5 protein-coding genes are annotated in these 4,542 nt (G+C 30.6%); 3 read left to right on the top strand and 2 right to left on the bottom strand.

Going from position 1 to position 4,542, the window contains the following annotated elements; translation table 11 throughout:
- Nucleotides 1-188: hypothetical protein (locus CVD18_RS23280; RefSeq protein WP_233194615.1), on the bottom strand; the 188-nt coding region annotated here is incomplete at its 3' end.
- Nucleotides 189-235: 47 nt separating this feature from the next.
- On the opposite strand from CVD18_RS23280, the gene CVD18_RS21535 reads away from it, so the two are divergent.
- Together CVD18_RS21535 and CVD18_RS21530 are read left to right on the top strand one after the other, a co-directional pair.
- The gene (locus CVD18_RS21535; protein ID WP_103867529.1) at nt 236-1,324 is read left to right on the top strand and encodes an AI-2E family transporter; all 1,089 of its coding nucleotides are present in this window, start codon (nt 236-238) and stop codon (nt 1,322-1,324) included.
- The gene (locus tag CVD18_RS21530; RefSeq protein WP_103867528.1) at nt 1,325-2,509 is read left to right on the top strand and encodes an SAM-dependent methyltransferase; all 1,185 of its coding nucleotides are present in this window, start codon (nt 1,325-1,327) and stop codon (nt 2,507-2,509) included.
- A 19-nt stretch (nt 2,510-2,528) separates the two neighbouring features.
- Here CVD18_RS21530 and CVD18_RS21525 read toward each other — a convergent pair whose 3' ends face one another.
- Entirely contained in the window at nt 2,529-4,124 is a 1,596-nt protein-coding gene (locus CVD18_RS21525; protein WP_146052894.1) for a hypothetical protein, read from the bottom strand.
- Nucleotides 4,125-4,371: 247 nt separating this feature from the next.
- Here CVD18_RS21525 and CVD18_RS21520 point away from each other — a divergent pair.
- Nucleotides 4,372-4,542 (top strand): transposase (locus tag CVD18_RS21520; protein ID WP_146052740.1); only part of this gene is annotated, 171 nt, incomplete at its 3' end.

Below are 4,542 nucleotides of genomic sequence, written 5' to 3'. Positions count from 1 at the left end.
AAAATATTTCCATCATAAGCACGCCAAATACGCCGCCTGAAAGATTTATAAGAACTAATTACCCTAACGATTAATAACTTTAACTCATCAAATACACCAAAAACAATATACTTTGCGTTTTTGAAAATTAATGATACATACGCTCTTGGTGATATTGATATTAATTGATACTCTATTTTTCTTATCACTCATTTTTGTACTTTAGTTTTTTATTATAAATAATATCATAAGAATTATGAATTCAAAAACAATTGCTTATGGGATTTTGAGGGCAGTAGCCGTTATCATCGGTGTATTGGGGTTACTATGGTTCCTATATAAAATACAATCTGTTCTTATTTACATTGCTTTTGCCTCTATAATCTCGTTAATGGGCAGGCCTCTGGTTCTTTTTCTTAAAAAGAAACTCAAATTTAATAACACATTGGCTGTAGTAACTACACTATTTATTGTTATAGGGTTGTTCTTAAGCATTTTTATGTTATTTGTTCCTATAGTGAGTGAGCAAGGCCAATTAATTGGCTCTATTGATATCAATGAGCTTGGGGATGACTTTAGTAGATTTAATAATGAAGTAAGTAATTATTTTAATATAAATAAACTAAATATTATAGAATTAATCAAACAAACCGATCTCATGCAGTTTTTTGATCTCAAAGCAATCCCTAATGCTATTAATTCTTTTTTAAGTGGTTTTGGAGCTGTTTTAATTGGGTTATTCTCTGTATTATTTATTTCTTTCTTTTTACTAAAAGATAGTCTTCTACTAGAAAATAGTCTTTTGGTATTTGCAAAAAAGCAAGACGAAAATAAATTTATGAGAGCATTTACCAAGATCAAAAATTTACTTTCTCGTTATTTTGTAGGTTTATTATTACAGATTTTTATTCTATTTGTTTTGTATACTATACTCTTATTGGTATTTGGAGTTCATAATGCGATTGCTGTTGCTTTGATTGCAGCTATTTTTAACCTTATCCCATATATAGGGCCATTATTTGGTGGTATTTTTGTACTTATATTGGCCATTACAAGTAATTTGGGGTTTGATTTTCAATCTGTAATCTTACCTAAACTTACCTATATTTTAATTGGATATCTTATCATTCAGCTTATAGATAATTTCCTGAATCAACCTTTAATTTTTGGTAATAGTGTAAAATCTCATCCATTAGAAATCTTTCTTGCCATTCTTATTTTTGGATTATTGTTTGGTATAGGTGGGCTTATTGTGGCTGTACCTTTTTATACCGCAATCAAAGTGATTGCCAAAGAATTTTTATCAGAATACAAGATTGTAAAAACACTAACCAAAGATTTATAATTGAATCCGTTACTTATACATAAAGAAGTACAAGAATTTATTTCTAAAAACTCTGACAGTTCTATTGATTTGAGCACTTTGATTTTAAAAGGAAGCCCTTTTAAAGGTATTTCGGTAAAAGAACTAGCACAACAAATTCAAGGAAAACGCAAAGCAAAAAAAAAACTACCCACGTGGTATAATAAAAAAGGAATCTACTACCCTCCTACGCTCAATCTTGAGCAAACTTCTTCTGAAGCTACGGCTCTCTATAAAAGTAATTTGGTATCAGGTAGTACGCTTATTGATCTTACTGGTGGTTTAGGAATTGATGATTATTTTTTTTCGAAACAGATTACACAGGTAATCCACTGTGAGTTAAACCCTGAATTAAGCAAAATAGCTACACATAATTTTAAAACCCTCAAACAGGATACTATTAAGACAATCACTGGTGATGGGTTACAAACTCTTACCAATTATAATTCTGTAGACTGGATTTATATTGATCCTTCTAGAAGGCACGATAGCAAAGGTAAAGTGTTTTTTCTAGAAGATTGCTTGCCCAATGTTCCAGACAATCTAGATTTCTTTTTTGAAAAAAGCAAGCATATCTTAATCAAAACCTCTCCTCTACTAGATATACAAATAGGAATTAAAGCATTAAAAAAAGTAAAAGAAATTCATATTGTTGCTGTGGATAATGAGGTCAAAGAATTAATATGGATTTTGGATCAAAATTTTATAGGTGATTTCAAAATAAAGACGGTTAATATTCAAAAAGATAAGCAACAAGAGTTTTCTTTTTTTTCAAAAGATGAAGTTAATCAACCTATTAATTTAGCTTCTCCCATGACTTATCTTTATGAACCAAATACTGCTATTTTAAAAAGTGGCGGTTTTTTAAGTATCGCACAAGCTTTTGGAATAAAAAAATTGCATATCAATTCACATCTATATACTTCTGATCAGGTTATTGATTTTCCAGGAAGAAAATTTGAGATTATCGCAATATATCCATATCACAAAAAAACACTCTCTAAGACAGGTATTACTAAAGCGAATATTACAACACGTAACTTCCCAGAAAGCGTAGCTACTCTACGAAAAAAGCTAAAAATTAAGGATGGTAGCGACACCTACCTATTTTTTACAACAGATATGGATAATAATAAAAAGGTAATCTGCTGTAAAAAGACTTCGTAAAACACCTAATACTCTAATTTTATTTTACTGGAGAAATCTTAAGTAACAAATTACTTTTTTTACCATCATGTGCTTCTAAGATCATTTCTTTGTTAGGTAGCGTTGCAGCTTTAGTAAGCTCCATAACATCTAATCTAGAGTTTCTTATATCGCTCCCGGTAAGAATAGCTTCTTTGGTAGTTTCTCCTGTAGTTTCATCTATAACATATGATGTGAGATATATAAATTCTTTTTTTCCATCAAAATATTTAGCTGGTGTCTCATCAAATGATCTTTTTAGATTGGTAAAATCATCTATAAAAAACAAATAAATCTTACCATTATCTTTAAAACTCAAATATGACATACTTCTTTTGCCTACTGTTCCCATTTGATACTTAGGTAACTTATGCATCCAGGCTATGGTATTATCAGATCGTAGCTTAAATACAAAAATATCTCTATAATAATACTTATAAGTAGTCCTAGAACCCGAAGAGCTTGAGGTAGTAAATGATTCTGCATAGCGCTGTTCTCCCAATAAAGTTGTGCTACCATCGCTATTAAACATAACATTATTTATTTTCAGTTTTTCAAGATCATTTATATCTGTATCTTTTTGAGTTCCTTCGTTTATTCGTGCTTCTCTCTTTTGTGCAAGATCTTGCAAGGTTTCTAAAGGGATATCACTTTTTGAAATAGTTGTTATTTTACCTTCATCAGACAAGGATGCAGAAAAAACACCCGATACCTCTGCCTTGTTTTCATTATTGGCATAAAAACCAGCAACTTTTACTTTTCCAGCCCCATTTTCTTCTATCGCTGCATCTATAATCGATTTTCCTGTTATATTGATTTTACTCTTTATTACCTCTTTTCCGTTTTCTGTGATTTTAAAAACTTCTGTACGATACGTGTTTTCAAGTTTACTTTTCTTCTCGCCATCTATATTAAAAATAGAGGCTGTCATATAAAAATTTCCTTCATTATCTATAGCAAAATTCTCATTTTGCATATTCTCAGACGCATATGGCATTGTTACTTTTCTTCTCCAAATCAGTTTGAGATCATCACTATAAACTGCTATACCTACTTTATCTCCTTTGCTTTCTGCTGTTATTACTCTAAAAACAACAAGTAATTTTTTTCCGTCTGATGATTTTTTGAATGCAAACTTGTTTATCCTTCCTCCTGCATCAAAACCATAGGTACTCTTAAAACCAAAATCTCTATTTATGTTTTCTTTGTCATTGATCAATTGAATCGGTTTTTCTACGACAATACCAGTAAGGGATACTTTTTGTGCATACGCTCTATCTTTTATAGAATAAAAAATAACCGCTTTTGACCCTAGTTTCATGACCGTTTCAAAATTCCCTTTATCTTCTACAACCTGTCTTTTTTTCACCTCTTCTTTTAAGTCATCTAGAGAGTACCGTTGTATAGTCATCGAGTTACGGCCTTTTTTTATAGAAACAAGCCTATTACCAGAAGCAACATGATAGGTATTTATATTCTTAATGCGTTTGTACTTTTCACCTATTTTAAAACTAAAGTCTTCAAGTAAAACTGGTTTTTGAGCAAAAGTAACACCTGAGATAAGTAGCGCTAGAACAAGAAGACACCTTGTATTCATTTTTTTATAGTTTTTATAAATTTTCATAAGTAAACATAATAGGTCTATAGCATACAAATATATAAAAGAAGTAGTTAACCTGCTCTATGCATTAGAAAATCTACTACGGCTACAAACTATTTCAAAATATAGTACTTTATTATGTTTATTTCATTTTCGCATTTTATAATCAAATTCTATTGCACATAGTTTAGCCCCCAATAAGTTCGGAGTGTTCTTTTAAATTTCAAACTAATACATTTGAGATATGAAATACAAGAAATGGACTTTAGACCAGAAGTTAGAAATACTAGCTACTTCGGAAGAGATTGGTATCGTAGAAGCTTGTCGTAAGTATGGAGTTAGCACTGGCACTTTTTATAGTTGGAGAAAGAAGTTTGACCATCAGGGAGAGGCTGGTTTAAAAGTTACTTATGAC

The organism is Aquimarina sp. I32.4, assembly GCF_002924285.1.
In the GTDB taxonomy this organism is placed as follows: Bacteria; Bacteroidota; Bacteroidia; order Flavobacteriales; family Flavobacteriaceae; genus Aquimarina.
This window is presented reverse-complemented; position numbering and strand designations above follow the sequence as displayed.

Excerpts from the sequence above, each read along its gene's own strand:
- CVD18_RS21525 (WP_146052894.1), bottom strand. The coding sequence starts at position 4,124 with ATGAATACAAGGTGTCTTCTTGTTCTAGCGCTACTTATCTCAGGTGTT.
- CVD18_RS21535 (WP_103867529.1), top strand. The coding sequence starts at position 236 with ATGAATTCAAAAACAATTGCTTATGGGATTTTGAGGGCAGTAGCCGTT.